Origin of the sequence: Microbispora sp. CA-135349 (genome assembly GCF_050947365.1) — a bacterium.
Taxonomy (GTDB): domain Bacteria; phylum Actinomycetota; class Actinomycetes; order Streptosporangiales; family Streptosporangiaceae; genus Microbispora.
Window position 1 is genome coordinate 1,818,073 of the sequence record NZ_CP192001.1, and the last position, 26,485, is coordinate 1,844,557.

At 72.1% G+C, this 26,485-nt stretch carries 22 protein-coding genes, 1 tRNA gene and 1 pseudogene; 14 read left to right on the forward strand and 10 right to left on the reverse strand.

Translation table 11 applies throughout. The annotated features are described in order from the left end of the window. Window positions 1-27: 27 nt before the first annotated feature. Window positions 28-894 carry an alpha/beta fold hydrolase gene (locus tag ACQPZZ_RS08835; protein WP_432930607.1) on the reverse strand — a complete coding sequence of 289 codons (867 nt, stop codon included), beginning with the start codon at window positions 892-894 and terminating at the stop codon, window positions 28-30. 545 nt (window positions 895-1,439) lie between these two features. On the opposite strand from ACQPZZ_RS08835, the pseudogene ACQPZZ_RS08840 reads away from it, so the two are divergent. The 3 genes and pseudogenes from ACQPZZ_RS08840 to ACQPZZ_RS08850 all read left to right on the forward strand — a co-directional run bounded on the left by ACQPZZ_RS08840 (window position 1,440) and on the right by ACQPZZ_RS08850 (window position 4,107). Then, window positions 1,440-2,508, forward strand: a pseudogene (locus ACQPZZ_RS08840) (alanine racemase). A gap of 13 nt (window positions 2,509-2,521) precedes the next feature. Further along, window positions 2,522-2,908 carry a Rid family detoxifying hydrolase gene (locus ACQPZZ_RS08845; protein WP_363646226.1) on the forward strand — a complete coding sequence of 129 codons (387 nt, stop codon included), beginning with the start codon at window positions 2,522-2,524 and terminating at the stop codon, window positions 2,906-2,908. A 2-nt stretch (window positions 2,909-2,910) separates the two neighbouring features. Next, a complete protein-coding gene (locus tag ACQPZZ_RS08850; RefSeq protein ID WP_432930609.1) occupies window positions 2,911-4,107 on the forward strand; it encodes a hypothetical protein in 1,197 nt (398 codons plus the stop codon). A gap of 302 nt (window positions 4,108-4,409) precedes the next feature. Here ACQPZZ_RS08850 and ACQPZZ_RS08855 read toward each other — a convergent pair whose 3' ends face one another. Further along, on the reverse strand, window positions 4,410-6,731 hold the full coding sequence (locus ACQPZZ_RS08855) for a BTAD domain-containing putative transcriptional regulator (protein ID WP_432930611.1): 2,322 nt from the start codon (window positions 6,729-6,731) through the stop codon (window positions 4,410-4,412). Window positions 6,732-7,416: 685 nt separating this feature from the next. Here ACQPZZ_RS08855 and ACQPZZ_RS08860 point away from each other — a divergent pair. From ACQPZZ_RS08860 to ACQPZZ_RS08870, 3 genes are read left to right on the forward strand one after another with little or no spacing between them, the layout of a single operon-like run. Next, window positions 7,417-8,670 (forward strand): hypothetical protein, encoded by a 1,254-nt coding sequence (locus tag ACQPZZ_RS08860; protein WP_432930613.1) that lies wholly within the window; start codon window positions 7,417-7,419, stop codon window positions 8,668-8,670. 10 nt (window positions 8,671-8,680) lie between these two features. Continuing rightward, the gene (locus tag ACQPZZ_RS08865) at window positions 8,681-10,810 is read left to right on the forward strand and encodes a tetratricopeptide repeat protein (protein ID WP_363646230.1); all 2,130 of its coding nucleotides are present in this window, start codon (window positions 8,681-8,683) and stop codon (window positions 10,808-10,810) included. Between the two features lie 18 nt (window positions 10,811-10,828). Continuing rightward, complete coding sequence (locus ACQPZZ_RS08870; RefSeq protein ID WP_432930615.1) at window positions 10,829-11,920, forward strand: alkene reductase; 1,092 nt, start codon at window positions 10,829-10,831, stop codon at window positions 11,918-11,920. 19 nt (window positions 11,921-11,939) lie between these two features. Here the strand turns inward: ACQPZZ_RS08870 and ACQPZZ_RS08875 are convergent, their stop codons facing one another. Next, window positions 11,940-12,518, reverse strand: a complete 579-nt coding sequence (locus tag ACQPZZ_RS08875) for a TetR/AcrR family transcriptional regulator (RefSeq protein ID WP_432930617.1) — start codon at window positions 12,516-12,518, stop codon at window positions 11,940-11,942. A gap of 96 nt (window positions 12,519-12,614) precedes the next feature. Here ACQPZZ_RS08875 and ACQPZZ_RS08880 point away from each other — a divergent pair, with 96 nt between their 5' ends. Further along, a complete protein-coding gene (locus ACQPZZ_RS08880; RefSeq protein WP_363646233.1) occupies window positions 12,615-12,953 on the forward strand; it encodes a rhodanese-like domain-containing protein in 339 nt (112 codons plus the stop codon). Between the two features lie 13 nt (window positions 12,954-12,966). Here ACQPZZ_RS08880 and ACQPZZ_RS08885 read toward each other — a convergent pair whose 3' ends face one another. From ACQPZZ_RS08885 to ACQPZZ_RS08895, 3 genes are all read right to left on the reverse strand, one after another. Next, window positions 12,967-13,962, reverse strand: a complete 996-nt coding sequence (locus ACQPZZ_RS08885; protein ID WP_363646234.1) for a LacI family DNA-binding transcriptional regulator — start codon at window positions 13,960-13,962, stop codon at window positions 12,967-12,969. A 59-nt stretch (window positions 13,963-14,021) separates the two neighbouring features. Beyond that, window positions 14,022-15,413 carry a GH1 family beta-glucosidase gene (locus ACQPZZ_RS08890; protein WP_432930620.1) on the reverse strand — a complete coding sequence of 464 codons (1,392 nt, stop codon included), beginning with the start codon at window positions 15,411-15,413 and terminating at the stop codon, window positions 14,022-14,024. 340 nt (window positions 15,414-15,753) lie between these two features. Then, complete coding sequence (locus ACQPZZ_RS08895) at window positions 15,754-16,701, reverse strand: cupin domain-containing protein (protein ID WP_432930622.1); 948 nt, start codon at window positions 16,699-16,701, stop codon at window positions 15,754-15,756. 82 nt (window positions 16,702-16,783) lie between these two features. Here ACQPZZ_RS08895 and ACQPZZ_RS08900 point away from each other — a divergent pair, with 82 nt between their 5' ends. From ACQPZZ_RS08900 to ACQPZZ_RS08915, 4 genes are all read left to right on the forward strand, one after another. After that, window positions 16,784-17,290, forward strand: a complete 507-nt coding sequence (locus ACQPZZ_RS08900) for a DUF1772 domain-containing protein (protein WP_432930624.1) — start codon at window positions 16,784-16,786, stop codon at window positions 17,288-17,290. 51 nt (window positions 17,291-17,341) lie between these two features. Further along, on the forward strand, window positions 17,342-17,872 hold the full coding sequence (locus ACQPZZ_RS08905) for a PadR family transcriptional regulator (protein WP_432930626.1): 531 nt from the start codon (window positions 17,342-17,344) through the stop codon (window positions 17,870-17,872). Continuing rightward, window positions 17,869-19,245, forward strand: coding sequence for a DHA2 family efflux MFS transporter permease subunit (locus tag ACQPZZ_RS08910; protein ID WP_432930628.1), 1,377 nt, complete (start codon window positions 17,869-17,871; stop codon window positions 19,243-19,245). The genes ACQPZZ_RS08905 and ACQPZZ_RS08910 overlap by 4 nt, the downstream gene beginning before the upstream one ends. A gap of 322 nt (window positions 19,246-19,567) precedes the next feature. Next, the gene (locus ACQPZZ_RS08915) at window positions 19,568-20,956 is read left to right on the forward strand and encodes a glycoside hydrolase family 16 protein (RefSeq protein WP_432930630.1); all 1,389 of its coding nucleotides are present in this window, start codon (window positions 19,568-19,570) and stop codon (window positions 20,954-20,956) included. A 64-nt stretch (window positions 20,957-21,020) separates the two neighbouring features. Here ACQPZZ_RS08915 and ACQPZZ_RS08920 read toward each other — a convergent pair whose 3' ends face one another. Together ACQPZZ_RS08920 and ACQPZZ_RS08925 are read right to left on the reverse strand one after the other, a co-directional pair. After that, the gene (locus tag ACQPZZ_RS08920) at window positions 21,021-21,599 is read right to left on the reverse strand and encodes a DUF5666 domain-containing protein (RefSeq protein ID WP_432930632.1); all 579 of its coding nucleotides are present in this window, start codon (window positions 21,597-21,599) and stop codon (window positions 21,021-21,023) included. A 312-nt stretch (window positions 21,600-21,911) separates the two neighbouring features. Next, window positions 21,912-22,505, reverse strand: a complete 594-nt coding sequence (locus ACQPZZ_RS08925) for a TetR/AcrR family transcriptional regulator (RefSeq protein ID WP_432930634.1) — start codon at window positions 22,503-22,505, stop codon at window positions 21,912-21,914. An 81-nt stretch (window positions 22,506-22,586) separates the two neighbouring features. Here ACQPZZ_RS08925 and ACQPZZ_RS08930 point away from each other — a divergent pair, with 81 nt between their 5' ends. Continuing rightward, window positions 22,587-23,294, forward strand: coding sequence for an alpha/beta fold hydrolase (locus ACQPZZ_RS08930; protein WP_432930636.1), 708 nt, complete (start codon window positions 22,587-22,589; stop codon window positions 23,292-23,294). Here ACQPZZ_RS08930 and ACQPZZ_RS08935 read toward each other — a convergent pair whose 3' ends face one another. Then, a complete protein-coding gene (locus ACQPZZ_RS08935) occupies window positions 23,295-23,915 on the reverse strand; it encodes a LysE family translocator (protein ID WP_432930638.1) in 621 nt (206 codons plus the stop codon). A 73-nt stretch (window positions 23,916-23,988) separates the two neighbouring features. Continuing rightward, the gene (locus ACQPZZ_RS08940; protein WP_432934316.1) at window positions 23,989-24,357 is read right to left on the reverse strand and encodes a response regulator transcription factor; all 369 of its coding nucleotides are present in this window, start codon (window positions 24,355-24,357) and stop codon (window positions 23,989-23,991) included. 149 nt (window positions 24,358-24,506) lie between these two features. Between ACQPZZ_RS08940 and ACQPZZ_RS08945 the strand changes: the two genes are divergently transcribed. Next, window positions 24,507-24,581, forward strand: a tRNA-Arg gene (locus tag ACQPZZ_RS08945). Window positions 24,582-25,570: 989 nt separating this feature from the next. Continuing rightward, window positions 25,571-26,482 carry a ribokinase gene (locus ACQPZZ_RS08950; RefSeq protein ID WP_363646263.1) on the forward strand — a complete coding sequence of 304 codons (912 nt, stop codon included), beginning with the start codon at window positions 25,571-25,573 and terminating at the stop codon, window positions 26,480-26,482. The last annotated feature ends 3 nt before the right edge of the window (window positions 26,483-26,485 follow it).

Below are 26,485 nucleotides of genomic sequence, written 5' to 3' on the forward strand. Positions count from 1 at the left end.
GCTGTCCGGGCCGCGACCGGCCGCGATCTACCCGGCCAGGGTCTCGCGCAGCGTGACGGCGAAGTTGTCCGGGTCACCCGGCGTGCCGAGCGCGTCGTCGAGGAACCCGCCGTGGTTGCTCGGGAAGATCACGGGCTTGATGCCGAGCCGCTCGGCGATCGCCTCGCCGGCGCGGCGGGCCATCTGCCCCTCCGACTCGGCTCCGACGCCGAGGACGATGCGGGTCGGGGCCGCGCGCAGCGCCTCGAAGTCGGGCTCGTAGTGCGTGCAGGTCATGAGGTTCTGCTCGAACATGACATCGCCGCGCACGCCGTCGTCCTCCGCCGGCAGGCCGAAGTCGGCCGGGTTCTGCATGGGCCGATCGGCGAAGTCCGCCGGCACCTCGCCCTGATGGTTGGCGAACGCGAAGAACTTCACCATCGCCGGACCCAGCCCCTCCCGGTCGTAGGTCCGCCGGATGTCGGCTATGGCGGCCAGCGCCTGCTCCCGGTCCGGCAGCACCTGGGCCGCGGGGGGTTCGTGCGCCACGAGCGTGCGCACCTGCTCGGGGTGCCGGGCCACGAGCGCGAGCGCGTTGACCGCGCCGCCACTGCTGGCGAAGAGGTCCACCGGCCCGCCTCCGACCGCGTCGATCAGCCGGTGCAGGTCGTCGGCGTGCAGGTCGGGCGTGGACTCGGCCGCGTCGTCGGTCCGCGTGCTCCGCGCGGACCCGCGCGGGTCGTAGGTCACCACTGTACGGTCCGCAAAGTGCCGCGCCAGGGCGGTGAAGCCGCTGGCGTCCATCGGCGATCCGATCAACAGCAGGATCGGCTCGGTGGTCCCCTCGGCCTCGCGTACGTCGTAGTGCAGAACGCAGCCGGGCACCTCAAGGGTGTGGCTGATGAGCTCGGTCATGAAGTCGTTCCTCTTCGGCACGGTGATTGGAATCGGACAGGTGGAGCCCGCCGACGCGGAGGCGAGCGCTTCACGCCCCCCGTGTGAAAGCCGTCACATCGTATATCGAACGTGCCATCGAATGGGTTCGATCGGGGCCCTGGGAGCGACGGCCTCCGCGCCGCCGGCCCCGCACGGCGCGGGTCGGTCACCGCGCCCGTGGTCCAGTACGATCCACGAGGTGGTCTGAACCGGGACAGCGAGGGGGCGGCGTGAGTTTCGCGGACGGCCCCCCAGAGGACCACACGGAGCCGCACCAGCCGGAGCACCGCACAGAGCACCACACGGAGCACTCCGAGGCACGTCCCCAAGCGCACGCCACGCGTCCGGAAGCGGCCGCCGCCGCGCACTCCGGCGAGAGCTCACCGTCACGGGTGCGAGGGCTGCCGGAGACCGTCGTCGACGCGCGCACGCGCGGCTTCCTGTGGCCGGGCGAGCCGGTCGGGGGACGGGAGTTCGCGGCGGCCCGCCACTCCCTGTTCGACGGCCCGTTCACCTGGCCGGTCATGGTGGCCAGGCGCTCGGCCCTCGACCACAACATCGCGACGCTCGCGGGCTTCGCCGCCCGCCACGGGCTGGCGTTCGCGCCGCACGCCAAGACCACGATGTCCCCCCAGCTCGTGCGGGCTCAGCTGGACGCCGGGGCGTGGGGGATCACCGCCGCGACGGCGAGCCAGGTGCTCGTCCACCGCTCCCACGGCGTTCCCCGGGTGCTGCTGGCCAACGAGCTCCTCGACCGCGGCGCGCTGCGCTGGCTGGCCGGTGAGATCGGGCGCTTCGACTTCCTCTGCTTCGCCGACTCCGTCGAGGGCGTGCGCGTGCTCGACGAGATGGCCGGCGACGTGCCGTTCCGCGTGCTGGTCGAGCTGGGCCACCCGGGCGGCCGGACCGGCTGCCGCGACCAGGACGAGCTGCTGGAGGTGGCCCGGGCGGTGCGGGAGGCCAGGGGGACGGCGCTGGCCGGGGTCGCCGGATACGAGGGGACCCACCACGAGGCCGCCGGAGTCCGCGCGTTCCTGCGCGACCTGGCGCACGCGGCGCGGACGCTGGCGCCGTACGTCGACGGCCCCATGGTGGTCTCCGCCGGTGGCAGCTCGTGGTTCGACCTGGTGGCCGAGGAGCTCGCGCCGCTGACCGGCGAGCCGGGCGCGACCGTGGTGCTGCGCAGCGGCGCGTACATCGCGCACGACGACGGCTACTACCGCGAGCACACGCCGTACAACCGGCTGGAGGGCGGGCTGCGGCCCGCACTGGAGGTCTGGGCCCAGGTGCTGTCCGTGCCGGAGCCCGGCCTCGTGCTGGTCGGCATGGGCAAGCGGGACGTGCCGTACGACATCCACCTGCCGTTCCCCAGAGCGGTGCGGCGCGGCGGCCGCGGACCGGCCGAGCCGCTGACCGGGGTGACGGTCGTCAAGGTGCAGGACCAGCACGCCTATCTCGGCGGCGGCGATGCGCCCGGGAGACCTGGTGTCGTTCGGGCTGTCCCACCCGTGTACGGCCTTCGACAAGTGGCGCGTCATCCCCGTGGTGGACGACGACGACGTCGTGATTGATTTGATCAACACGTGTTTCTGATGGAGCGGTGACAATGGCTGGCAAGCAGGAGATCCGTACGACCGACGGGGCCCCGCCTATCGGCGCGTACTCGCAGGGACTCGTGGTGGGCGACTTCCTCCACACCTCCGGCATGGGGCCGCTCGACCCGGCGACCGGCGAGGTCGTGGGCGACGACGTGGCGGCCCAGACGCACCGGACCATGCGCAACCTCGGGGCGGTGCTGGAGGCGCACGGCCTGACGTTCGACGACGTGGTGAAGGCGACGGTGCACCTGCAGAACCTGAAGGAGGACTTCGCGGCGTTCAACGAGGTCTATCAGTCCTACTTCACCCGGCCCTACCCGGTGCGCACCACCGTGGGTTCCGACCTCATGGACATCCTCGTCGAGATCGACTTCGTGGCGTACGCGGGCCGCTGACGATGGACAGCGCCCTGTACGTCTTCGTCGAGGACCTGCGCGCCGAGGGCGTGCGGGGGCTGCTCGACCGGGCCTCGGCGTACGGCGTGCGAGGCGTCGCGGTGGCCGCGGCCTACCACCAGGCCAGGGACGTGACCCCGCACGGCGCTTCGCGGCTGACGCTGCGCCGCGACGGCGTCCACTTCCCCCCGCCGGAGGACCTGTTCGGCGGGCTGCGGCTCACCCCGCCCGTGCAGCCGGGGGCGCAGGACCGGCCCCTCGACGAGCTGCGCCGCGCCTGCGCGGACCGGGGGATGCGGCTGCACGGCTGGACGGTGTTCCTGAACAACGCCACGATCGGCCTGGCCTGCCCCGACGTGACGGTGGAGAACTGCTTCGGCGACCGCGGCTCCCCGGCCGACCTGTGCCCCTCGCACCCCGACGTGCGGGCGTACGCGGTGGCGCTGGCCCGGGCCGTCGCCCGGCAGGGCGTGGACACCGTCGTCGCCGAGTCGCTGCACTTCGGGGCCTTCACGTACGAGCGGTGCTCCACGGCGCTCGGCCCGATGGACGCCTTCCTGTTCGGCCTGTGCTTCTGCGCCCACTGCATGCGCAGGGCCGCCGACCTCGGGGTGAACGCCGAGGCGGCCAGGCAGGAGTGCGTCAGGATCGTCGGGGGTGTGCTGGACGGCGATCCCCCCGCGGAGGGCGAGGTCACGCGGGCGGCGCTGACGGCCTACGCCGGCCCGGAGGCGGTGGCGTACGCGCGGGCCCGTTCCGAGAGCGTGACGTCGCTGGTCGGTGAGGTGGCGGCGGCCGTGAGGACCGAGGGCGCGCGGCTGACGTTCATGGACGCGACGGGCGCGGCCAAGGGTTACGCCCACGGGTTGCCCTCGGCCGGCCTGGCCGCGCACGACTCCTGGCAGCTCGGGATCGACCTGGTGGCGCTCGGCGACCTGGTCCCGTCGTTCGCGGTTCTCGGGTACGCCAGGGACCCCGCGCGGGTGGCCGACGACGTCGCGGCCTACCGCCGCTCCGTGGGCAAGAACCCCGAGCTGAGGGTCGTGCTGCGTCCGGGTGCCCCGGACACCGACTCCGCCGACCGGCTGGCCGTGAAGGTGCGCGCGGCCCGTACGGCGGGAGCCGGGGCGGCCGACTTCTACGCGTACGGGCTCGCGCCCTTCGAGGCGCTCGGCCGCATCACCGAGGCGCTCGCCTGAACGGCCCGCCGAGCGGGCCACCTTGAACGGCCCGCCGTGCGGGCCATGTCGTGCGGGCCACGGTGGGCGGCCCGCCGAGCGGGCCGGGTTGAGCGGGCCACGGTGGGCGGCCTTCTGCGGAGGCCCGGATGCCGGAGGCGACGGGCGGCGCGGAAAAGGGACCTCGCGCCGTTACATTGGAGGCACGCCGATATTTCGTCCGTGTGAACCCCGGGAAAAAGGCGGTCCGGGCGTTTCAGTGCCGCCATGTTCTCCATCCGCAGCACTTCACGGTGAATCGCGTTTCGGCGGATCACGGCGAATTACCGCGCGAGCTCCATCTGCCGGGTGCGGATTTCGGCTTCGGCGGCAGGGGCGCCGAGATCGGCGAACGCCACGCGGGCGGTCGTCAGCGCGCCGAGGCACTCGTCGCGGCGGCCGTTGCCGTGGTGCGCCTCGGCCAGCCCGCGCAGCATCACGGCCTCGCCGAGGGGGTCGCCGGCCCGGCGGCAGGCCGCCAGCGCGACCCGGTGCGTCCGCTCCACGTCGGCCCAGCGTGATCGTACGGCCGAGACGTTCGGAAGCGTGGCGGCCAGCTCCCAGGCCAGCTCGACCAGGCCGAGGGCGTCGGCCTGCCGCACAGCGGAGATCAGGCTCTCCCGCTCGGTCTCGAACCAGCCGAGTGGATCGGCGAGCACCGCCGTACGGATTTCGGCCGGGGGCGGCCAGTGCGGCGCCCTGCCGCGCACCGGGGCGTACCGGCGCGACGGAAGGTGCTCGTCGGCCTCCTGAGCCAGGGCGAGCAGAGCGGCGAGCGTACGAGTGATCATGACGCGCCCGGCGGCGTCGCTCTCGTGCGCGGCGGCCTGCTCCCGGGCGAAGAGCCGGACCAGCGGGTGGAACCGGTAGCGGGGCTGTCCCGTGCCGTCCGGCGGGGCGACCTCCAGCAGCCGGGCGTCGGCCAGGGCGTCGACGATCTCTTCGGCCGACTCCAGCGACGTTTCCAGCATCATCGCGGTGATCCAGGCCGCGAACGAGGGGAGCTCCAGGAGCCCGAGCAGGCGGAAGGCCCGCTGCGCCGCCTCGCTCACCCGGCGATAGCCGGCCGCGACGCTCCGCCTGACGTCCAGGTCTCCCAGGGCGAGTTCGTCCAGTCCGGCCTCGGCCAGGCGCCGGGCGATGCGGGCGAGGGTCCAGTGCGGGCGGGCGGCGAGGCGCGTCCCGGCGGCGCTGAGCGCCAGCGGCAGCCCACCGCACAGCCGGACGATCTCGGCGGTGTTCTGCGGTTCCGCGTCGAGGCGCTCGCGCCCGAGCATCGCCGTCAGCACGCCTCGCGACTCTTCCGGCCGGAGCGTGCCGAGGTCGAACGACACGGCGCCGGGCCAGCCGGACAGCCGGGAGCGGCTGGTCACGAGGACCGCGCAGGTGGACGAACCGGGCAACAGTGGTTTCACCTGCGCGTAGCTGTCGACGTCGTCGAGCACGACGAGAATGCGGCGGCCCGCCAGATGGCTGCGGTACAGATCGACGCTCTCCTCCGGGTCCTCGGGAAGAGCCGTCCCGTGGACGCCGAGCGCGCGGAGGAACCGCGCGAGCACCCGTGTGGGGTCGGCCGGCCGCTCGTCGGTGCCGCACAGATCGGCGTAGAGCTGGCCGTCCGGGAAGGCGTCGCTCAGCTGGTGTGCCACGTGCACGGCCAGGGCCGTCTTGCCGACGCCGCCCTGCCCGCTGATGACCGCGACGGGGGCGGGTCCTGACCCGTGGCAGGTCAGCGTGCTCCTGATCCGGCTCGCCTGCTTCTCGCGGCCGATCAGGCCGGTGACTCCGGGAGGCAGCAGAGACGGGCGGGGCGTCGCCCCGGGGGACGGCTGCCCGAAGGGGGAGGAGGGGGTCGCGTCCTGCCGCAGCACCCGCAGGTGCGCCGCCCGCAGCTGCGGGCCGGGGTCGATGCCGAGCTCGTCGGCCAGCCTCGCGCGGATCGAGTCGTACTCGGCCAGCGCCTCGGCCTGCGCGCCGGCCGCGGCGAGGGCGAGCACGAGCCAGGAGTGCACGACCTCGTTCAGCGGCTCGGTCGCGGCGACGGCCCGCAGCTGGGGGAGGACCTCGGCCGGCAGGCCGAGGTCGAAGGCGGTCTTCGCGCATTCCAGAAGGACGTTGACGCGCTCCTGGTCGATCGCGCGCACCCAGGGATGTCCCTTGAGCAGATGGTCCAGATCGGACAGGCAGGGCCCCTGCCACAACTGGAGCGCCCGCAGCAGCAGCCCCAGGGACTCCCGGGGCGTGCCGGCTCTCCTGGCCTCGGCCGTCAGCGCGCGGAAGCGGAAGAGGTCCGAGTCGCATCGGTCGAGCCGGATCGCATAGGCCGAGCCCAGCCCGGCGAGCCAGGAGGAGCGGGAGCGGGCGATGTGGCCCGGATCGATACGGCGGCGCAGCCGTCCCACGTAGGTCTGCACCAGGTTGACGACGGAGTCGGGGGCGCCGTCGCCCCAGACGGCGTCGATGATGTCCTGACGCCGGACGGGTGTCCCGGCCTTGAGCAGCAGGAGCGCCAGCACGGCCCTTTGCCTGTCCGAACTCAGTGTTATTTCGGTCTCTCCGTGCCATATCCGTAACGGGCCCAGCAGATGAAACCGTATCTCGGACATTTCCCTCCCGAGGAGTTTCGCGCCCCATTCCGGAAATCTGGAGAATCATATGATTTGACGCATTTCCGATCGAGATCGTGACGTGTCCAATAACGGCCAGTTTCTTTCATCGCCCTCCCCGCGACCGTGCCCCCGGTCTCCCCGCTGTCTGGGTGCCCCCAGCGCCCCCCCGCGTCGACCGGCGCCCTCAAGTCGCCCTCAAGCCGCCCGCTGTCGCCTCGCGGCGCCCGCTGACACTCCACTGGCGGGCGGCTGGACGCTCCCGCATCCGGTCCGGTCCGGGTTCAGCGCCGCGCCGACGCCGGTCCAGTCCCGGCGGTCATGGTGGGCGTAACCGAACAGCGTGAGGAGGTGCGAGATGAAGAAGATCAAGATCCGCAAGGCCGGTCCGGTCCGCCTGACCGCCGCGGCCTGCTCCATCTACAAGAACGCGAACTAGCGCTCGGTCCCGGGCGGTGCGCCGGGTACGGCACGTCCGCACCCGGCGCTCCGCTCATCCAGTCCGCGCTCATCCAGTCCGCGCTCACCCAGCTCCCGCTCGTGCGGCCCGCGCTGATCCGGCCCGTGTTCATCCGGCCCGTGTTCATCCGGCCACCGCTCGTCCGGCCTGGCCGCTCACCGTGCCGGCCCCGGGTGCCCGCCCCCATGTTCCGCGTACATCCCCGAGGCCGCAGGAGGACCTCCGTTGACCGATGCAGAGGCCGTGCAGGACGGGCCCGCGATCCGGTACGCGCCGGATCGGCCGCTCCCGTTGCACCAGCTCGTCTATCTGCCGGAAGGCGACGAGATCACGGTGGGAAGGCCGGACACCGACTCCTACGGCATCTTCCCGCCCGATGGCGCCGAGGTGCTGCGCAGGCTGGAGCAGGGGATGCCGCCGCGCGAGGCGGCGATCTGGTACGAGGCCCGCTACCGGGAGAGCCTGGACATCGACGACCTGATCGCCGCGCTCGACGAGCTCGGCTTCGTCCGCGAGCCAGGCGCACCGGACACGTCTCCGGTCACGGAGGACGCCCCCGTCCGCTGGCGGCGGCTGGGCGCCGCGCTCTTCTCCGTCCCCGCCTGGATTTGCTACGGCCTGCTCGTCGCGTGGGCGCTGGTCGCGATGGCCCGGCGGCCCGACCTGGCGCCCAGCTATCACAACGTCTTCTTCACCGACTACTACACCCTGATCCAGGCGTCGCTGTTCGTCGCGGCGGTCCCCCAGCTGCTGCTGCACGAGGGCTTCCACGCGCTCGCCGGTCGGCGGCTGGGCCTGCGTTCACGGCTGAGGATCTCCCGCAGGCTCTACTTCGTGGTGCTGGAGACGTCGCTGGACGGCCTGGTCGCCGTCCCCCGGCGGAAGAGATACCTGCCGATCGTGGCCGGAATGCTGGCGGACGTGGTCGTGATGGCCGTTCTCACGATCGCCGCCGACCTCACCCGCGAACCCGGGGGAGGCCTGTCCTTCGGGGGCCGCTTCTGCCTGGCGTTCGCCTACGCCGTCCTGCTCCGGATCCTGTGGCAGTTCTCCCTGTATCTGCGCACGGACCTGTACGTCCTCGTCTCCACCGCGCTCGGCTGCGTCGACCTGCACGGGACGGCCATGCGCATGCTGCGCAACCGGGTGAACCGGCTGCTCGGGCGCCGCGGCCGGCTGCTCGACGAGTCGGACTGGCATCCCGTGGACCGGCGCGTCGCCCGCTGGTATTCCTGGTTGATCGTCGGCGGCTACGCGGTGAGCCTCACGACGTTCCTCGTCGCGATCGCCCCGATCGTCTACCGCATGTTCGCCGGAGTGCTCGGCCGGTTCACCGGCCACGGGGCCTCCTGGCCCGAACTGCTGGACTCGCTCGTCTTCTGCGGGTTCATCCTCGGGCAGCTCGTCGTCCTCGCCTGGGTGACCGTCCGCGACCGCCGGCGCGACCGGGCACGGCGGCTCGACCACGTCATCGCCTGAAAGGAGCACCATGGCCACCCACCACTGGATCAGGGCCGCCCGGCGCCGCGACCGCGAGCTGTACCTGAGCCGGCTCGACCTCCCGCCGGTCCTGGCCGTGCTCGACGCCCACCGGCGGCTGCGCGGGCCGTACACCGCCGCGGGCACGTTGATGCGGTCGCTCGTGCCGGACGCGCTGCGGCGCCGGCCGGAGACGGGGCCCGCCCACAACATCGAGATCCTGACCAGCGCCCCCGAGCTCGCCCACCTGGTGCCCCCGATGTGGACGTCTCTGGAGTGGACCGCTCGCAAGGGGGAGCGCACCCGGTTCTACTCTCGGCTGCACACGCTGAACATCGCTAACGGGCTGGCCGAGCTGCTGCGCGACCACCTGCGGGAGTCGGGCGGCGGGCCGCGCACGCTCGTCTTCGAGAACGTGCACCAGGCGGACCCGACCGACCAGGAGTTCGTCGCCGTCCTGCTCCGCCGCGGTGATCTCGGCGAGCTGACGGTCGTGGTCGGCACCGGCACCGAACCGATCACCGACCCCCCGGGTGAGATCGCCGTCTCCCTGGCCGCCGTGCTGGAACGCCACACCGTACGCGCCGACGCGCCGGCGAGCGCCGATCCGGGCCCGGACGGAGATCCCGGGGCCGATCCGGCGCGGGACGTGCGGGCGTACGTGGACGGCGACGGGACCAGCGACGACCCCCGGCTGATCCGCGCGTACGAGCGGCTGGACGAGGCGGAGCGGGTGCGGCTGCACGACGAGCGGGCGGCGGCGCTGGCGGCCCGCGGCGAGTTCTCCCTGTCGCTGGGCGCGATCCCCTACCACGCCGAGCACGGCAGCGACCCGGCCGGCGCCGGCCTGACCGCGCTGCGGACGGCGCTGGACCACTGCCGGGGCATCGGCCTCTACCAGGCGGCGGCGGATCTCGGACTGCGCGGCAGGGCCATCGTGGACCGGTCGGTCCAGGAAGAGCTGTGGTGGCACTTCACGAACGCGACCAGCACCACGCTCGCCTCGCTCGGGCGGGCGGACGAGGCCCTGGCCATCTACGACGAGGCCCGTGCCGTCACCGCGGACCCCTTGGTCCACATGGAACTCGCCTACAGCACCGCGATGCTGTACGCCCGGCACTACCCCGAGCCGCGGCGGGACTATCAGCGGGCGAGAGCCTGGATGAACATGTCGATCGCTATCGCCTCACTGGTGGAGGACCCGAAGAAGCGCGCGTTCCACACGGTCTTCGGGCACAACGGCCTCGCCCTGGTCGAGGTGCGTCAGAGACGGGCCGACGAGGCGTTGCGCATGCTGGAGGACGGCATGGCCAGGCTGGACCGGGAGCTCGCCCCGGGAGAGCACGCTCTGCACCGTGCGGTGCTGCGCTACAACCGTGCCCAGGTGCTCGGCCAGATGGGCAGGCTGGAGGAGGCGCTCCGCGACTACATGACCGTCGTCGAGCTTGACCCCGATTTCCCCGAGCACCACTTCAACGTGGGCAACATCCTGCGCAGGCTCGGCCGCGACGAGGAGGCGATCACCTCCTACGAGGAGGCGTTGCGCCTGTCGCCGCCGTTCCCCGAGGCGTACTACAACCTCGGCGACACCCGGCTCGAGCTCGGAGACGTGGACGGGGCGCTGTCCGACTTCGGCTACACGCTCGAACTGGACCCGGCGCACCTGGACGCCCGCATCAACCGGGCCGGGCTGCTGTGCGAGCTGGGCCGGATCGACGACGCGTGGGCGGACGTCACGGCCGGGCTTGAGCTCGCCCCGGCGAACGCGCACCTGCTGTGCCTGAAAGGCCGGCTGCTCGCCGAGCGGGACGACCGCGACGGCGCCCGCGCGGCGCTGTCGGCCGCGATCGAGCGTGACGAGCGGCTGGCCGAGGCGTGGGCGCTGCGGGGAGAGATCGCGTTCGCGGCCGGCGACCTGACCGCGGCCGCACACGACCTGGACCGGGCGGTCGACCTGAGCGGGACGCCCGACATCCGGTTCAACCGGGCGGTCGTCCGGCAGGAGTCCGGCCGCTATGCCGACGCCGCGGCGGACTACGAGTTGGTGGTGTCCGCGACGGGCGACGAGGAGAGCCGGGAGCGGCTGGACCTCTGCCTGGCCGCGCTGCGTGCCCAGGCGTCCGCCGACGTGCCGGCCTGAGCGGAGGCGGAGGCCGCGATGCCCGATCTGTTCGAGCCCGTACGGCTGGGGCGGCTACTGCTGCCGAACCGGCTGGTGATGGCGCCGATGACTCGCAGTCGTGCCGACCGCCGGGGGGTGCCGGGCCCGGAGACGGCCCGCTACTACGCCCAGCGGGCGACCGCGGGACTGATCGTCACCGAGGGCGCCCAGCCGAGCCCGGCGGGCCAGGGATACCCCGGCACCCCCGGCCTGCACACCGACCGGCAGGCCGAGGGGTGGCGGGCGGTCACGGACGCGGTGCACGCGGCGGGCGGGCGGATCTTCGCCCAGTTGATGCACGTGGGCCGGATCGGCCATCCGAGCGTCAACGGGCTCCGGCCGGTCGCGCCGTCGCCGGTGCGGGCCGCGGGACAGATCTTCACCCTCGACGGCCGTCGCGACCTCCCCGTGCCCCGTGAGCTGACCACCGGCGAGGTGCGGGAGACCATCGCCGACTTCGCCCGTGCCGCCCGGCGGGCCGTCGACGCCGGGTTCGACGGGGTCGAACTGCACGGCGGCAACGGCTACCTCATCCACCAGTTCCTCTGCTCGGCCACCAACCGCCGCGGCGACCCGTACGGCCGCGACCGCGTCCGCTTCCCCGTCGAGCTGTGCGAGGCCGTGGCGGAGGCGGCCGGCGGCGACCGGGTGGGGCTGCGCCTCACGCCGGGCAACCCCTGCAACGACATGACGGAGGACGGCGCCGGGGAGATCTACCCCGCCCTGGCCGCGGCCCTCGCCCCGGCCGGTCTCGGCTACCTGCACCTCGCCGGTGTCGCGGCGGGTACACCGCTCGCCGGAGGGATCCGCCGGGCCTGGCCCGGTGTCCTGGTGGTGGCGCCGAGCACGGGAGGCGCGTTCCCCGCCGACGGCGGCAGGGCCGAGGGGGAGCGCTGGCTGCGCCACGGCGCCGATCTCGTCGCCTTCGGCCGGGCCTTCCTCGCCAACCCGGACCTGGTGGAGCGGATGCGCTCCGGCGCTGCGCTGAACCGCCCGGACCCCGCGACCTACTACGGCGGCGGCGAGCAGGGCTACACCGACTATTCCGTCTCCTCCGCCGCGCGGCTGCCCGCCGCGCGGAGGGGGTAGACGCGCAGCGCCCCGGGGGTTACGGCCGGTTCGGCATCAGGGCGTCCGCGAGGACTGCCAGACCCGCCGCGACCCGTGCGGCGTCGCACTCCCGCAGCACGGCGGTGACGTGCTCGGCGGCGAGCGGGGCCAGCAGCGCGTGGGCGAGGTAGTCGGCGTCCGCGCCGGGGCGCGCCTCGGCCAGCAGGATCGCCAGATGGCGGTGCCAGAAGCGGTAGGACCCGATTCGATACCGGGCTCCGGGGCTCGCGGTCTCGGAGACGCGCAGCAGGTCCAGGTGATCGAAGAGGTAGTCGGCGTAGGCCGCCACGAACGCCCGTACCCGATCGGCGGGTGAGGCGCCGGGCCCCAGCGGCGGCGGCCCGGACAGGATCCGCTCCTGCAGTTCCCGTTCCTTGTCGTCGAGCAGGGCCGCCACGAGTCCCGACTTGTCCCCGAACCGGCGGAACAGCGTGCCCTTGCCCACCCCGGCCTCCGCCGCCACCGCGTCCATCGAGACCGCTTCGACTCCCTGCTCGCGGAACAGCTTCGCCGCCGCCTCCAGCACCCGTCGCCGGTTGCGGGCCGCGTCCGCGCGCTCGCGGGGCGGGTTCGCCATCAGGGACGTGAGGTCTCTTGACGAACCGGACTGCGGTCCGGTAATTTCCGGGTTGTTCACGAAAACGGACTGTAGTCCAGTTAATTGGAGGACGCAATGACCGCTCTCATCAGCAGGGACGAGCTCAAGGCCGCGATCGACGCGGGCGCCGTCACCGTCGTCGACGCGCTCGGCGGCGACTACTACGCCCGGCAGCACCTGCCGGGCGCGATCCCGCTGACGGAGTCCGAGGTCGCCGAGCGGGCCGCGGAACTGCTGCCGGACAAGACCGCCCCGATCGTCACCTACTGCTCGAACCCGGCCTGCGCCAACAGCCAGGCCGTGGCCAACCGGCTGACCGCGCTCGGATACACCGACGTGCGCAAGTACCGGGAGGGCATCCAGGACTGGGTCGAGGCCGGGCTGCCGGTCGAGTCGCTGACCACGGCGTCCTGACCGCCGCGATCGCTCAGGCGGAGTCGCGGACGACGAGCTCGGTCGTGAGGATCACCGGATCGGCCGGGCCGCCCTTGAACAGGCCCAGCAGCAACCGGACCATCGCGGCGGCCTGCTCGGTGATCGGGTGCCTGATCGTGGTCAGCGGCGGCTCGGTGTAGCGGGCCGCCTCGATGTCGTCGAACCCGACGACCGCCACGTCGTCCGGCACCCGGCGGCCCGCCTGGCGCAGGGTCTGCAGCGCCCCGATGGCCATGAGGTCGTTGGCGACGAAGACGGCGTCCAGGTCCGGGTCGTCCTGCAGCAGGTGGCGCATGGCGACGGCGCCGGACTCCCGGGTGAAGTCCCCGACGGCCACGATCGACCGCCGGTCGGACTCGCGCAGTGCGTCGCGATAGCCCGTGAGCCGGTCCTGGCCGCCGATCATGTCCTGCGGCCCGGCGATCGTCGCGATGCGCCGCCGCCCGCTGTCCAGCAGGTGGCGCACCGCCTTCACCGCGCCGCCCACGTTGTCGTTGTCCACGTACGGCAGGGCCACCGGCACGGCCGGCCTGCCGTACGAGACCGCGGGGACGCCCATCCGCGCGATGGCGGCGGGCAGCGGGTCGGCGCCGTGCATCGAGATCAGCATGACCCCGTCGACGTGGCCGCTGGCGATGTAACGCTCGATCCTCGCGTGGCTCTCGGGGGAGCCGCCGAGCATGAGCACGACCTGCTTGTCGGCGGCCTCCAGTTCCAGACTGGCCGAGCGGATGACGGTGGAGAACATCGGGTCCTCGGAGAAGACCCTGGTCGGCGGCTCGGACACGACCAGCGCGATCGAGTCGGTCCGCTGCGTGACGAGGCTGCGCGCCGCCGAGTTGGGGACGTATCCCAGCTCGTCCACGGCGCGCATCACGGCATCCCTGATCTGCGGTGTCACCGTCATCTGCCCGTTGACGACCCGGGAGACGGTGGCGCGGGAGACCCCTGCCCGCGCCGCCACCGCCTCCAGAGTGGGTCGTTTCATTCATTCCCCCTTCGTCGTGCCTGACGAATCAAGCCCTGCTGCGCGACGGGCGGCATTCGTCAGGCACTCCCCAGCCCATTACGTGCGATGACGTCTCGATACCACAGTGCGCTGTCCTTGGGAACGCGTCGCCGGGTCTCGAAGTCGACGTACACGATGCCGAACCTCTTGTGGTACCCGTAGGCCCACTCGAAGTTGTCCAGGAGCGACCATACGAGATAACCCCTCAGGTCCGCACCGGCGGTGATCGCGGCGTGCGCCGCTCGCAGGTGGCCGTCGAGGTAGCCGATCCGGTCGTCGTCGTGCACCCGATCGCCGTCGGGCCGGTCGTCGAAGGCCGCGCCGTTCTCGGTGACGAGCAACCCGACCTCGGGGTAGTCGCGCGACAGCCGTACGAGCAGGGTCTCCAGGCCGCCCGGTTCGATGGGCCAGTCCATCGCGGTCGTCGGGCCGGTCGGCGGTTCGAACCGGATGCCCTCGGTGCCGGGGAAGGCGGGGTTGGCCGGTTCCGCGGGCGCGGCCGACACGAAGGACGGGTTGTAGTAGTTGATGCCGAGCAGGTCGATCGGCTGGTGGACGACGGCCAGGTCGCCGTCCCGGATGTGGCCGAGGCCGCCGTGACGGGCGGCGACGTCCAGCACGTCCTCCGGGTAACGGCCCCGCAGCGCGGGGTCGAGGAACTGCCGGTTCATCAGCCCGTCCACGAGCGTGGCCTCCCGCTCGCCGCCGTCCACCTGGATCACGGGGGAGAGGTTGAGGGTGAGCGCGATCTCGGCGGCGCCGCCCGCCCGCAGGGCCTGCGTCGCGAGCCCGTGGCCGAGCAGCAGGTGGTGCGCCGCGCGGAAGGCGGCGGCCGGGTCGCGCCTGCCCGGGGCGTGGACGCCGGAGCAGTAGCCGAGGAAGGACGCCACCCACGGCTCGTTCAGCGTCGTCCAGGTGCGGACGCGGTCGCCGAGCCGCTCGTGCACGACGGCCGCGTAGTCGGCGAAGCGCGCCGCGGTGTCCCGTACGGCCCAGCCGCCGGCGTCCTCCAGCGCCTGAGGCAGGTCCCAGTGGTACAGCGTCGCGTACGGCGCGATGCCGTGGGCGAGCAGCTCGTCCACCAGGCGGTCGTAGAAGTCGAGACCGGCGGCGTTGACCCGCCCCGCCCCGGCCGGCAGGATCCGCGGCCAGGCCACGGAGAACCGGTAGGCTGCCAGGCCCAGCTCGGTCATGAGCCGGACGTCCTCGGCGTACCGGTGGTAGTGGTCGCAGGCGACGTCGCCCGTGTGGCCGTCGGCGACGTTGCCCGGGACCTTGGAGAACGTGTCCCAGATTGAGGGGCCGCGGCCGTCCTCGGCGGCGGCGCCCTCGATCTGATAGGCCGCCGTGGCGGCACCCCAGACGAAGCCGTCAGGGAAGGCCAAGCCCGGCGAACCGGCCTCCCGAGTCGTGATGGTCTCCGCGGTCAACTCTTCACAGCTCCTTGCATGGTTCCTCCGATGATCCGTTCGCCCGGCAGGACGAAGATGAGCACGAGTGGCAGGGGCGCCAGCGCCGTGCCCGTGAGGCTTCCGCACAAGCATGCAAGAAGAGAGCGCTCTCAGGCCAGGGGGGAGTCGGCCGGAGGGGCGTCAAGGGCTGGATCGGCAACGATACCTTTCATCTCGGAGAGTGGTATCCGCTGGTGATATCACTCCCGTGGCCGTCGATGCGACGTGGAGGCGCCGTCCCCTCACGAACGAGATCGCGTCCGGACGCGTCGAGCCGGCATTTCGTAGAGAGCGCTCTCATGAACTCCGTCACGTGGGTCTACCCGGCGCGGCGTCTCAGACCCTCGCGGTACCGCTGCGGACTCACGCCGTGTTCCCGCTTGAAGGCCGTGCTCAGCGCGAACGCGGTGCCGTACCCCACCTGCCGGGCCACCGACTCGAGGGTCGCGTCGGTCTCACGCAGCAGGTCGGCCGCCTGCGCCAGCCGCAGTCCGGTCAGGTAGGCCATCGGCGGCTCGCCGACGAGCTTCCCGAACCGCTGTGCCAGCGCGGCGCGGGAGACCCCCACCCTCCCCGCCAGCTCGGCGACGGTCCAGGGACGGGCCGGGTCGGCGTGCAGCAGTCGCAGCGCGGGCCCCACCACCGGGTCGCCGTTCGCCCGATACCAGCCCGGGGCCTGCCCTTCCGGGCGGGAGAACCAGGTCCGCAGCACGGCGATGAGCAGCAGGTCCAGCAGGCGGTCGAGCACCACCTCCTGGCCCGGCTCGTCCTTGGAGATCTCCCGGCCGAGGAGCGCGACCAGGGATCCGTCCCAGGAGTCGCCGGGCAGCACCAGCAGCGTGGGCAGCGCCGCCAGCAGTCGCCGGGTGACAGCGTTGCGCATCTGGTAGGTGCCGATGAGCATCACGGCCGGACCGTCCGGGTCGTTGCCCCAGTTGCGGGTGCCCAGGTCCATCTCCGCCGACATGCCGCGCCCGTCCGGTGCGGTGCAGACCTGCCCGGGATGGATGACCACCTGCGGCGCGGTCGCCGGGTCGTCGGCGACCGTGTAGTGCCCGGGCCCGCGCACGATCGCCACGTCGCCGGGCCCCACCCGTACGGCGCGGTCCCCGTCCGGGGTGATCCACGCCTGGTCGCGCACCATCGCGACCAGGCACAGCGGCGCCTCGTCCTGGATACGCACGGACCAGGGCGGGCTCAGCGTCGCCCGCAGCAGGAAGGCTCCCCGGGCGCGGGGCCCGTCGAGGAGATCGGCCAGCGCGTCCATGCCCGGAATCGTAGACGGCCGGATATGAGGTCGAGCTTCTCGACGATGTCGCCCCGAGCCGCCCGCCGCTTGACTGATCGCCATGACGTATCTCCTGGCCGTCGTCGCGGCGGCCCTGTCCATGCTCATGACCGCCGGGATGGCGGGCACCTTCTTCGGGTTCTCGGCCGGCGTCATGCCGGGACTGAACGCCGCGTCGGCTCCCTCGGCCGTCGACGCGATGAACGCGGTCAACGCCAAAATCCAGAACCCGGTGTTCCTGGCGGCGTTCGTCCTCGCCCCGGTCGCCGCCGCCGGTGCGGGCGCCCTGCTGCTGACCACCCCTCGCTCCGGCGCGGCCTGGCCGTTCTTCGCGGCGGCCGGGGTGTACGCGGTCGGCGTGATCCTGATCACGGCCGCGGTGAACGTGCCGATGAACGACGCCCTGGCGGCCGCCGCGGCCCACGGCGACCCGGCCGAGGCCGCCGCCCGGATCTGGTCGGACTACTCGGCCCGCTGGACGACCTGGAACACGTGGCGGGCCGTGTCCGGCGCGGTGAGCCTGCTGCTGACGGGTTACGGCGTCTACCGCTGGGGCCGGGGCGCCTGACCCTGCGCTTCCTCTCTGTACTGTTAACATAACCTAGGTTAGGTTAACCGCGTGTACTCCGACATAGTGATCCTCCGAGGACTGCTGAACGCGCCGAAGCACGGCTACGAGGTGAAGAAGTACATCGAGCGCGCCACGGGAGGGCTGCTCAACAACAACACGCTCTATCCCGCGCTGCGCCGATTCGAGCAGCGCGGCGAGATCGAGAAGGTGGCGGAGGAGGTCGCCCCGGGGCGTCCGCCGAGGACCGTCTACCGGATCACGGACAAGGGCCGTGCGCGTCTGCTGGCGCTTCTGCGCACGGCCGACCCGATGCTCCTCGCGAAGGACGAGGAGTTCCAGGTCAGGGTGGGCCTGTTCGACCTGCTGCCCGCGTCCGACCGGCGCAGGATCATCGAGGCGCGGCGGGAGTGCGTCGAGCACTCCCTGGCGGCGCAGGAGGAACTGGCCGCGGCCGCGGGACACGAGCCGTGGGGCCTGCGCGTCCTGCGCTTCAACCTCGAGGGCCACCGGCTCGAACTGGCCTGGCTGGACGAACTGCAGGCGGCGCTCGCAGAGTCCGCGCCGCAGGACCCGACATGACGGGCGCCGAGGCGGCCACGCCCACCCGGCTCATGTCCGCCGGGCTCGTCGCGGGCCCGATCCTGTCGATGGTCGACTCGTCGGTGGTCAACCTCGCGGTGCCCGGCCTCGTACGCGAACTGGACCGCCCGCTGGACGTCGTGCAGTGGGCCGTGAGCGGCTACCTGCTCGCGCTGGCGGTCGGCCTGTCCGTCACGTCCTTCCTCGCCAGGAGGTTCGGGCTGGTGCCGACGTACATCGCCGGCCTGGCCCTGTTCACGCTCGCGTCCGCCGCGTGCGCGCTGAGCCCGGACGCCGGCGCGCTGATCTGCTGCAGAGTGCTGCAGGGCCTCGGCGGCGCGCCGCTCGTCCCGCTGGCGATCGGCCTGCTCATCGGGCAGGGCGGAGCCGCGGCGGGCTCGGGCGGCAGGGTGCCGCTCTCCGCGGGCCTCGCGTTCTTCGCGGCGCCCGCGCTCGGCGTCTCCCTGGGCGGCCTGCTGATCGGCGCGTACGGCTGGCGCTCGATCTTCCTGATCAACCTGCCGATCGGGCTGCTCGCCCTGCCCGGCGCGTTCGCGGCGCATCGGGCCGGCCTGGGCGTCAGGGGCGATCGTGCCGTACGGCCGGACCTGCCGGGGCTGATCCTGCTGGCGGCCGGGCTGGGTCTGGCGACCTACGGAGTCGAACGGGCGGCGGCCGGCGGTTGGGCCACCCCGTGGTGGCCGGCCGGTCTGGCGCTTCTGGCGGCCTATGTGCTGTGGGCCCGCCGCCGGCCGCAGGCCGCCCTCGCGCTCGACCTGGTGCGGGACCCGGCGCGGGCGCTGACGCTCGCCGTGTGCGCGGTGTCGAGCGTCGTGCTGTTCGCCGTGCTGTTCCTCGCGCCGCTCTATCTCCAGACGATCCAGCACCACACCGGCCTCGTCACCGGGCTCGCGCTCCTGCCGCAGGGCCTGGCGATGGGGCTGTCCACCTGGCTGGGCGGCAAGGTGGCCGAACGCTACTCGGTGCGGTCCGCGGTCGTGCTCGGGATGGTGCTCCTGGCGGTGATGACGGGCCTCATGGCGCTGTTCACGCCGGACACGCCCGTGTGGCTAACGACGCTCGTCCTGTGCGGGCGCGGCCTGGCCATCGGGTTCACCAGTCAGCCGCTGGTGGTCTCGCTGCTGGGCGGCCTGGCGCCGGAGCGCGTCCCTGACGGCAACACGTTGTTCAGTGTGGCGCAGCGGCTCGCCGGATCGTTCGGGATCGCGCTGCTCGTCACGTTCTTCACCGCCCGCGGCGCGGCGACGGGCTCCCCGCTCACGGGCTTCCGGGAGACCGTCGTGCTCCTGTCCGCGGTGGCGCTGCTCGGCGCCATGGCCGCGACCGGGCTCCGCCGGACGACCGCACCGTGACCGGGCCGCGAGTCAGGCCGGTCGTGGCGCCGTATCCTCCCAGCTCCGGGAACGCCTTGGAGAGCGCTCTCGTACCGCGCATTCCACCGGCTGTCTTCCCCTGAGAACGCTCTCTCGGATTTCACAGACCCTCTTGACGCGAGTGAGATTCAAAGGGGACAGTGTCGCTCAAGTGGTCCGCGGTCGCGGTGCGCGGGCCCTCACGGCCCTCTCCGGACACCGCCGTCCGGCCTCCCAGACGTCCACCTCTGTGCGCCGTGAGGAGCCGCCCGCACCCCCCGATCCCCCCGCCGCGACGACCGGACCGAGGAGAGAGGTACTCATGCGTGTGCTCCACTCCCCATGGCGGCGCTCGATGCTGGCGCTGCTCGCCGCGGCCGCCGCGGTCATGGCCCTCGCCGTACGGCCCGCCGACGCGTCGGTCCCCTCGACGCCCTCCGGCTGGTCGCTCGTCTGGTCGGACGACTTCGACGGCACGGCCGGAACGCTTCCCTCGTCCACCAACTGGATCATCGACACCGGCCACGCCTACCCCGGAGGCCCGGGCAACTGGGGCACCGGCGAGATCCAGAACTACACGTCCAGCACGTCCAACCTGAGCCTGGACGGCAGCGGCAACCTGCGCATCACGCCGATCGGCAGCGGGCAGAACTGGACGTCCGCGCGAATCGAGACCCGCCGCGCCGACTTCAAGCCGGCCGACGGCCGCATCCTCCGCATCGAGGGCCGCATCCAGATGCCGAACGTCACCGGCAGCGCCGCCCTCGGCTACTGGCCGGCCTTCTGGGCGCTCGGCGCGCCCTACCGGGGCAACTACCAGAACTGGCCCTCGATCGGCGAGCTCGACTTCATGGAGAACGTGAACGGGCTCAACACGGTCTGGGGGACGCTGCACTGCGGCGTGAACCCCAACGGGCCGTGCAACGAGACCAACGGCCTGAGCAACAGCCGGGCCTGCCCCGGCTCCACCTGCCAGTCGGCCTTCCACACCTACCGGTTCGAATGGGACCGCAGCGTGAGCCCCAACCAGCTCCGGTGGTACGTGGACGGCCAGCAGTTCCACAGCGTCAGCCAGGGTCAGCTCGACGCCACGACGTGGTCGAACATGACCTCCCACGCCGGATACTTCCTCCTGCTCAACGTCGCCATCGGGGGCGGCTTCCCCAACGGCGTCGCCGGCACCTCCACGCCTGGTTCGGCGACGGTATCCGGGCGCCCGATGGTGGTCGACTACGTGGCCGTATGGCAGAGCGGCGCGGCCAGCAGCCCGTCGCCGAGCCCACAACAGCCGGGAGGCGTGGACGCCCGCTCCACCATCCAGGCGGAGAACTACCAGGCGCAGAGCGGCACGCAGACGGAGACGACCCAGGACGCCGGCGGCGGGCAGGACGTCGGCTTCATCGCCAACGGCGACTGGCTGCGCTACGACGGCGTCAACTTCGGCTCGACGGCGGCGCGGCAGTTCAAAGCCAGGGTCGCCTCCGGCGCGGCGGCCGGCGTGAGCGGCCTCGTCCAGGTCAGGCTCGACAGCCCGACGGCGACTCCGATCGGCGACTTCGCCGTCGGCAACACCGGCGGCTGGCAGAACTGGACGACGGTGCCGGCCAACATCACGCCGACGACCGGCACCCACACCGTCTACATCACCTTCAGCAGCGGCCAGCCGGCCGACTTCGTCAACCTCAACTGGTTCACGTTCGCCACCTCGTGATCGCAGGGGCGTGACCGCATGGGCGGGGACCGCGGCGGTCCCCGCCCATGCATCGCGGCCGCCGTCACCCGGTGGGCGGCACGGTCGCGGGTGAGACCCCTTCGCTGGGCGTGGCGGGCGCGGACGGAGTCTGCGGAGTCTGCGGGGTCTGCGCCGGGGGCGCGCCGCCTCCGCCGTGTCCCGGCAGCGCCGGCCGGCTGGCGTCCGCGACGATGATCGCCTTCGGGTTGTCCCCGGTCGTGCCCACGACCCAGACCTGGTCACCCTGCTGGACCCCCTGCAGGCCCTTGTAGTCCGCGACGATCCTGGTCGACTCGTCGACCGTGTAGCTGCGGCCGTCCACCGTGAGGGTGCCGCTCTGCACCGAGTCCACCGCCCCGGTCTGGCTGGTGAAGGTCTGGTAGTCGCTGGACGTGCCGGGCCGCTGAGCCTGTCCGAGCTGGAGCAGGGCGAGCTCGGTCATGCCGAACTGCGCGGGGCCGGGCTGGAGCCGTCCCGCCTGGGCGTACCGCGGCTGGTCCTGGCCGGGAGCGCCGGCCGCGGCGAGGCCGGCGCCGGTCGCGAGGGCGAGCGCCGCGGCGACTCCGAGGAGGAGCCGGGGCCGCTTGCCGTGCGGTTTCGGCGGCTTGCTGGACATGGTCATCGGTGTGCTCCCTCCACTCGGCGCTGGGGCACGACATGACACGGTGCGACATGACACGGCGCTCTTGCACGCTGCGATATGACACGGTGTGGCCTGACGTGGCCGGCGCGGCTGGGATTTGCGCGAATGACGTGCGCGGACGCGACCGTGGCAGGTCATGAGACGTCCGCGGGAAGGTGCGCGCCGGGTGCACGCGGCCGCGCGTGGAGCGCGCGTGCCCGCGAACCCGTCGCGGCGGGCCCGCCCAAGGACCACTGCCCTGCGCTCCTGGCCGGTGCGCTCCTGGCCGGGCCGTCCGGCGGATCCGCCCGGTCAGCCGCCGGTGCGTGCCGGTCGGCCTGCCTCCGGATCCTCTGGCCGCCCTACCCCATCGAGTACGGCGTTCACCGCGCGCTCGGTAAAGCCATCGTCGAGAGGCAATTGCCGGAATACCACCCGCAGCCAGACCGCACCGGCGAGCAAATCCATGATCAGCATCGGGTCGCCGGAATCGGCGATCTCGCCGCGTTCCCGGGCCCGCTCGAAGATCGGACGCTCGCGGGTGAACCGGTCGGCGAAGAAGTCCCTGGCCGCCTCCGCGAGCTCGGGGTTGTTGGCGGCGGCGCCGAGCGCAGCGACGGCGATGTCCGCCGCCGGGGGAGTGGTGAGCAGCCGGGCCAGGCCGCCCACCAGTGCGTGGAGGTCGCCGCGCAGGCTGCCGGTGTCGGGCACGTCGAAGTCGAGCGCCCGCGCCTCGACCAGCGCCGTGCCGAGCAGGGCGGCCTTCGACGGCCACCACCGGTAGATCGTCGTCTTGTTGACCCCCGACCGTTCGGCCACACCCTCGATGGTCAGGCCCTCGTAGCCCTTCTCCGCCAGCAGGCGAAGCGCGGCGTTCAGGATGTCGTCCTTCTTGCGTGGGGCCATGCCGGGAGCCTACTGCAACGCACCGTTGTGTTTTACTGAGAAACACAACGCAACGTCGCGTTGTGTTCGAGGAGGTGCATCATGAGCATGCCGGTGGTCTTCGTCCACGGCACCCGCGTGAGCGGCACGATGTGGTCCCCCGTCCGGGCGCTGCTGAGTGCTCCGTCCGCCGCGCCCGACCTGCCCGGTCACGGACGCCGCCGCGGCCTGCCGTACGACACGGAGGCGGCCTGCGACGTCGTCGCGGAGGCGATCGAGGACCTGGGCGGCCGGGCGCTGGTCGTGGGGCTGTCCCTGGGCGGCTACGTGGGCATCGCCGCCGCCGCGCGGCACCCGGACCTCGTCGCCGGCCTGGTCGCGATGGGCTGCACGGCGCGGCCGGATGTGCCCTGGGCGCGCGCCTACCGGCTCGCCGGGCGACTGGCCGCCCGCGATCCCGCCCTGGCCGACCGGGTGAGCCGCTTCGTGCTGCGCCGCATGCTGCCCGGCGCCGCCGGGCAAGCCATGATCGAGGGTGGCCTGAGCAGCGAGGTCGTGGCGTCCGTCGTCGCGGCGGTCACGGCGGAGGACCCCCTGGCCTCGCTGGCGGCCTACCCCGGGCGGGTCTGGCTGGTGAACGGCACCCGAGATCACTTGCGCGCCGACGAGCAGGCGTTCCTGCGGGCCTGCGCCGACGGCAGCCTCACGCATCTGCCGGGCCGGGGTCATCTGACCGTGCTCGCCGACCCCGCCTGGCTCGCCCGCTTCATCGACGACGCCGCCCGGACCGTCGCACCCTGCCCGGGCTGATCAGCCCCGCGCCGCACGCCCGGTTCCGCTCAGCGCGGCGACGAGGGCGAGCGCCAGGTAGACGATCCCCGACGCGTACCTGAGCGTGCTCGCGCGCAGGCGGCGGCCGAGCGACCCGGCGGTGAGCGCGTACGCGAGATCCGAGGCCAGCCCGATGACGGCGAGGACCAGCCCGAGAAGGAGGACCTGCCCGGGTACGTCGCCGAAGGGATCCACGAACTGCGGCAGGAACGCCAGGAAGAACAGCACGGTCTTGGGGTTCAGCACGTTGACCACGACGCCTTCGAGGTAGACCCGGCGCAGCGGCTGTGGCCTCGGCTCGTCACCGCCGGAGCCCCGGCCGGTGAGGGCGCGGACGCCGAGATAGGCGAGGTAGGCGACGCCGGCCCACTTCACCGCCGTGAACAGCTCCGCGGACCGCGCGAGCAGATAGGAGAGGCCGGCCGCCGCCGCGGCGATGTGGAGCAGCGTGCCTGTCTCCACACCGAGGGCCGAGGCGACCCCTGCACGGCGGCCCTGGGCCACACCCCGGGCGGCGATGTAGAGATTGTTGGGGCCCGGCACGGCCACCACCGCCGCCGAGGCGGCCGCGTACACCAGGAACGTCGATGCGTCGATCACGCTTGCCGAGGCTAGAAGCGTCCCGGCGCGCGTACCCGGGCCAATCGGTGCCCGCGTCCGTGGACCAATGCGCTCAGAGCGGCTCGGGGCCCTTGGCGAGGTCCCGTACGATCTGGATCAGCTCGGCCGGGTCGAACGGCTTGGTGAGATAGGCGTCGACACCGAGGTCGTACCCCCGCCTGCGATCGTCCTCCTGGGCTCGGGCGGTGATGAGCATGACCTTGATGTGCCGGGTGCTCGGGTCCTCCCGCAGCCGGGTCGCCGTCTCCCAGCCGTCCAGGCGCGGCATCATCACGTCGAGCGTGATCACATCGGGATCCACGTCATGGACGCGGTCCAAGCAGTCCTGCCCGTCGTACGCGGTCTCGACCTCGAACCCCTCAAGGGTCAGGTTGACCGCAATGAGCTGCCGGATGACCTCGTCGTCATCCACGACCAGCACGCGTCCCAGAAGCTCGCCCACGGCGGCAAAGCTAGCCAATGAGACGGGGTGGCCGCGCGGTTTTCGCTGATCCACATGCCCGCACTCTCCGGCGGCCGAAATGATGTCACGAGCGGCCTTCAAGTGCTGGTAGCCTTATCAGCGGTTGAGCCCCCTTAGCTCAGGGGATAGAGCACCGGCCTCCGGAGCCGGGTGCGCAGGTTCGAATCCTGCAGGGGGCACCAAGCAGATCTGCGCTACGGGCATCCACCCCATTTCGGGGCGAAGGGTGCCCGTTTTTGCGTCCTATGGGATCGTTTGTCTGGCTGCCATCGGAGGTCGAGGCCATAGGCGGGCAGGCATGAACGTGATCGCGCGAGCTGGTGTCGGTTTCGATCATGGATGCTTGAGGCCTGCCTGAGGGTGACGGGTTGCTTACTACCCTCTCGCTCAGGCTGACGATGTCACTGATCGTGTCGCTGTCCAGCGTGACCCTGATGAGGGCGGTGTTCGCGCGGGCGTCGTAGCGGACCTCCAGGTGAAAGACCTCGAACAGCTCGCGCTGGAGTTCCTCAGGAGCTTCGGCGAGGTTGGCGGTCAGGAGGGGGAGCCGGTCGAGTAACTCTTCCGCGTGGTCCTGCCGCGATGGTTGCGCCTCCAGGATGGCGAGCTGCGGTTCGAGACGTTCGCGGAACTCTTGAGCGCATTTAGGCCGCTACATAGAACAAGCGCCCAGCCAGATGGCTTGCACATGCGAGCGGACCTACCGCGGCGATCTGCGCAACGAGAAGCACACTGCCCCGTCGACGTTCGCCGGATCCAGCAGTTGGGCGATATCGGGCATTGTCTTCACCTCTCCGCTGCGACTCGGACGGTACGGACTCGTCGCTTCGGGAGGGGGTGGACCGCCTCAATCGTGGTCGAGTGCGAATTGCCTGGTTAGAAGGGGTGCCTCTTGTTTCCCTTCTGTTGGCACCCTCGCGGGGGGCACCAGACCTTGACCAGCGGATCAAGCCGCTGACCAGCCCAACAGCACAGGAACGGGCGGGCCTCCAGTCTTATGGAGTCCCGCCCGTTCTCATCAGCGCTCGCTGGTCGTGGGCCAAGGATCGGATCGCCTTCCTGGGCAAGGGGATGTGTCAGGGGAACTCTCCTGACTATTGACACCTACGACACGCCGTCGGTAGCGTCACCGCCAAGTTTGTACATGGTTGTCCATGAACAAGAGGCCAGGATGAAGATTGCAGTGGTCGGCAGCTACGGTGCCGGGCTCACCATGCAGGTGCCCCGGATGCCCGTCGCGGGGGAGACCCTCTCGGGCGGCCAGTTCACCTCCGGGCACGGAGGCAAGGGCTCTAACCAGGCAGTGGCTGCGGCCCGCCTCGGTGCGGAGGTCAGCTTCCTGACCGCGGTCGGGCCGGACCAGTTCGGCGCTGCCGCCCGCCGGCTATGGGCCGAGGAAGGGGTCGACGCGAGTCGGGTCCGCACCGCCGGCGCCGCCACCATGGTCGGCATCATCCTCGTCGACGACGAGGGGGAGAACCGGATCGCAATCGCACCCGGAGCACTGGACGAGCTGACTCTGGCAGACGTCGAAGGGTTCGCCGACCGAATCGCTGCGGCAGACCTCGCCATGGTCAGCCTCGAGATTCCCCTGCCGGTCGCGCTCGCGGCCCTGCGGACCGCGCACGAGCACGGGGTCCGCACCCTGCTCAATCCCGCCCCGGCCGTGGCCCTGCCCGACGAGGCGTGGGCGTGGATCGATGTGCTGACCCCCAATGCCAGCGAAGCTCGGGTGCTCACCGGTCGAGACCCGGACAGCACAGCCAGCGGCGATGAGCTCGTCGACCTGCTCCGGACCCGTTACGCCGGAACAGTTGTGCTCACCCTCGGCGCCCAGGGCGCACTGGTGGACTCAGGTGGGCAGCGCACCCGGGTCGCGCCGGTCACCGTGCCCCGCGTGGTCGACACCACCGGTGCAGGCGACGCCTTCACCGGGGCGCTCGCGGTCGCCCTAGTCCGGGGCGACGACCTCACCGAGGCGGTTCGGTTCGCCGCCGCGGCCGGCGCCCACAGCGTCGGCATCGCCGAGGTCATACCCGCCCTGCCCCGCCTGGACGATGTCGCGACCCTGTTGAAGAGATGAGAG

Excerpts from the sequence above, each read along its gene's own strand:
- ACQPZZ_RS08885 (WP_363646234.1), bottom strand. The coding sequence starts at position 13,962 with ATGAAACGACCCACTCTGGAGGCGGTGGCGGCGCGGGCAGGGGTCTCC.
- ACQPZZ_RS08865 (WP_363646230.1), top strand. The coding sequence starts at position 8,681 with ATGGCCACCCACCACTGGATCAGGGCCGCCCGGCGCCGCGACCGCGAG.
- ACQPZZ_RS08920 (WP_432930632.1), bottom strand. The coding sequence starts at position 21,599 with ATGACCATGTCCAGCAAGCCGCCGAAACCGCACGGCAAGCGGCCCCGG.
- ACQPZZ_RS08925 (WP_432930634.1), bottom strand. The coding sequence starts at position 22,505 with ATGGCCCCACGCAAGAAGGACGACATCCTGAACGCCGCGCTTCGCCTG.
- ACQPZZ_RS08930 (WP_432930636.1), top strand. The coding sequence starts at position 22,587 with ATGAGCATGCCGGTGGTCTTCGTCCACGGCACCCGCGTGAGCGGCACG.
- ACQPZZ_RS08915 (WP_432930630.1), top strand. The coding sequence starts at position 19,568 with ATGCGTGTGCTCCACTCCCCATGGCGGCGCTCGATGCTGGCGCTGCTC.
- ACQPZZ_RS08835 (WP_432930607.1), bottom strand. The coding sequence starts at position 894 with ATGACCGAGCTCATCAGCCACACCCTTGAGGTGCCCGGCTGCGTTCTG.
- ACQPZZ_RS08870 (WP_432930615.1), top strand. The coding sequence starts at position 10,829 with ATGCCCGATCTGTTCGAGCCCGTACGGCTGGGGCGGCTACTGCTGCCG.
- ACQPZZ_RS08845 (WP_363646226.1), top strand. The coding sequence starts at position 2,522 with ATGGCTGGCAAGCAGGAGATCCGTACGACCGACGGGGCCCCGCCTATC.
- ACQPZZ_RS08910 (WP_432930628.1), top strand. The coding sequence starts at position 17,869 with ATGACGGGCGCCGAGGCGGCCACGCCCACCCGGCTCATGTCCGCCGGG.
- ACQPZZ_RS08900 (WP_432930624.1), top strand. The coding sequence starts at position 16,784 with ATGACGTATCTCCTGGCCGTCGTCGCGGCGGCCCTGTCCATGCTCATG.
- ACQPZZ_RS08880 (WP_363646233.1), top strand. The coding sequence starts at position 12,615 with ATGACCGCTCTCATCAGCAGGGACGAGCTCAAGGCCGCGATCGACGCG.
- ACQPZZ_RS08850 (WP_432930609.1), top strand. The coding sequence starts at position 2,911 with ATGGACAGCGCCCTGTACGTCTTCGTCGAGGACCTGCGCGCCGAGGGC.
- ACQPZZ_RS08855 (WP_432930611.1), bottom strand. The coding sequence starts at position 6,731 with ATGTCCGAGATACGGTTTCATCTGCTGGGCCCGTTACGGATATGGCAC.
- ACQPZZ_RS08895 (WP_432930622.1), bottom strand. The coding sequence starts at position 16,701 with ATGGACGCGCTGGCCGATCTCCTCGACGGGCCCCGCGCCCGGGGAGCC.
- ACQPZZ_RS08875 (WP_432930617.1), bottom strand. The coding sequence starts at position 12,518 with ATGGCGAACCCGCCCCGCGAGCGCGCGGACGCGGCCCGCAACCGGCGA.
- ACQPZZ_RS08950 (WP_363646263.1), top strand. The coding sequence starts at position 25,571 with ATGAAGATTGCAGTGGTCGGCAGCTACGGTGCCGGGCTCACCATGCAG.